Genomic DNA, 2,260 nt, shown 5'->3' on the forward strand with positions numbered 1-2,260 from the left:
CGGTCATAGTTATAGATCGGATTGTATTTTGACAGAAGCGCTGACAGCTCGTTTGCAATAAAACTGCTGTTTCTTCCAAGCCACTGTGTATACTTGATCTTGAATGCACCCCAAGGGTCATTTGTTTCCTTATAATAAAAGCTCTTTTCGGTGTGCTCTTCAAAGATGCTTTCAAACTGGCTTTCATTCCACAGGCTGAGCTGCTGTGCATCAGCTGTAAAAGTCGGAGTGCCGACGGCTGCAAAGTGGTTATTTATATTTTCAAAGTTTGCAATATCTTCAAGTTTATAAAACTTTTTCACTCTTCGTCAGCTCCTTTCTGTTCTTCCGGCTGAGTCTCCGGCTCTGTCTCCGGCTCTTCACCCGGCTGTACTTCTTCAAGCTCGCCGTTTTCATCAATGTCGGCTTCCTTTTGATATTTTACTTCTTCAACCTTCCAAGCCTTGCTGAAGTCAATGTCTGCTGTCTCAGGTACAAGGCCTTTGGCTTTCATTCGATCAAGCCATAACCTGCGCTGATATAACATGTCATTCGGCAAGATAAAGCTTGTGCTTGTCTGTCCGTTCACTTCGTCGACTGTCTGCTGGGCCATCTTGCCGTTACCCTGTATGGTCTGGCCGTACAGTCCGAAGCACCACCGCATATAGTCGTCAACAACCTTTGTGATATATTGCAGTTTATCGCTTGTCAAAGGGTCTGAAAGATTTATCACGTTTTGAGCTGCGCCGGGCTGTCCTTCCAGCACTTCATCAAGTATGTTCTTTGAAGCTATTGCAAGGTCGTCTGAACCGTCAGAGTCCTTGACTTTCTGCCAGTATGCATTCAGTGCTGCGGCTTCTTTGTCGTCACGTGCTTTATATATAGGATGGTTTTTTGCGTAATTGACATCAGATCTGACAGTCACTAAAGTATTTGCTATTGCTTCGGAAGATAACGCTATAAACTGTGATAAGTTTGTATGCGCTGAGTTATTCCATCCGAAAGCAATTTCGTCAAACTCTTTTACTTCACAATAACCATTGCATCCGGTAACAATGCATTTGCTGCCGATACCGTATATATCAGGGTCTTCAGATGCTGCTGCGTGTAAAAATACTTTAGGCCCTTTGTAAAGTCCTTTGTTGTAGCTCTCCGGTACTTCACCGGCAGCGGCTGCTCCGTACCAGATCAGATATCTTTCTGCGTACTCTTTCGGCATACTTTCAGGAAAGTCGGTATAATCAAACATGGAATAAAAGAAGTTTTCCATTATTTCGATTATATAACTTTGCAAAGCTGCCTTTGTAAAGGGTACTTTTCTAAGTCTTTTTAAATCTTCAAGTATATTCATATTGTCACCTCTTGTAAGAAAAAAGGCTGAGGCGTTAACCTCAGCCCCTTTTCCGGAGTTTACATGCATTCTATGGGGTAACCATCACCAAAACGTCAGGCTTCAGCCGCAGCTTCAACTGTAACTGCGCATGTATCTGTATAAGATATACCGTTAACAGTGATTGTAGCAGTGATCGTTGCTTCTCCTTCGGCAACAGCTGTAACTTTACCGGTACTTGCATTTACGCTTGCATATGTGCCCGAGTCTGAAGCGCTCCAGGTAACAGTTTCTGCTGCGGGATATGTAACAGCGCTAAGATCAGCAGTACCACCTTCCTTCAGTGTAAGCTGATTAGGTGATACGGTAACGGAAGGCTCAGTCGAAAGAATAAATACAACAGCGTTCTGTGTGGGTATAACTGCCCTGTTTTCAACCGTTTGTATAAAAGTTTGGAGCACGTCTTCGGGCTCATGGTACTTGGTTGCTATTCTTCTGGGATACTTGAGTCCGTGTAGACAGGCCCATTTGTCTGCCATAAGTGCAACAATACCGTCAGCTGTTGTTGTAACATTGTTATCATCAGTTACACTGATCTTTGACAGCTGATCAAATGCAAGCGCTGTGCTTGTTGCATCCTGTAAGCCTGAGCCCTGCCAGTAAGGAACTGTCTCATATCCGGGAAGCGAAGTAAATATCTCGTGGAAAGTGCCGGACTGTGCAACGCTGTTGAATGCCTGCTCTGCATAGCCTAAGATCTGAAGCTTAATGCGCTCTTCAGGTACGAAAGTTGCACGCTGTGCGATATTGAACAGCTTTGACATTTTCTTGAAATAGTCTTTAAATTCTGTGAGCTTACGGCTCATAAACTTTAAGCAGTCAGCATTTGCAAGGAAATCTGCTGCGGTGGTAACAGGACTTGAAGGCTTCATCTCTGCATTGTAAGCTTTT

The 2,260-nt window shown here is 43.9% G+C and carries 3 protein-coding genes; all 3 read right to left on the bottom strand.

All coding sequences use genetic code 11. From position 1 onward, the window contains the following. Nucleotides 1-302 (bottom strand): hypothetical protein (locus ACKI5B_RS09855; protein WP_407428260.1); only part of this gene is annotated, 302 nt, incomplete at its 3' end. Beyond that, the gene (locus tag ACKI5B_RS09860; RefSeq protein WP_407428262.1) at nucleotides 299-1,330 is read right to left on the bottom strand and encodes a hypothetical protein; all 1,032 of its coding nucleotides are present in this window, start codon (nucleotides 1,328-1,330) and stop codon (nucleotides 299-301) included. The genes ACKI5B_RS09860 and ACKI5B_RS09855, both read right to left, overlap by 4 nt. A 95-nt stretch (nucleotides 1,331-1,425) precedes the next feature. After that, a partial coding sequence (locus tag ACKI5B_RS09865) for an Ig-like domain-containing protein (protein ID WP_407428264.1) occupies nucleotides 1,426-2,260 on the bottom strand: 835 nt, incomplete at its 5' end.

Origin of the sequence: Treponema sp., assembly GCF_045657965.1 — a bacterium.
Classification (GTDB): Bacteria; Spirochaetota; Spirochaetia; order Treponematales; family Treponemataceae; genus Treponema_D.

Excerpts from the sequence above, each read along its gene's own strand:
- ACKI5B_RS09860 (WP_407428262.1), bottom strand. The coding sequence starts at position 1,330 with ATGAATATACTTGAAGATTTAAAAAGACTTAGAAAAGTACCCTTTACA.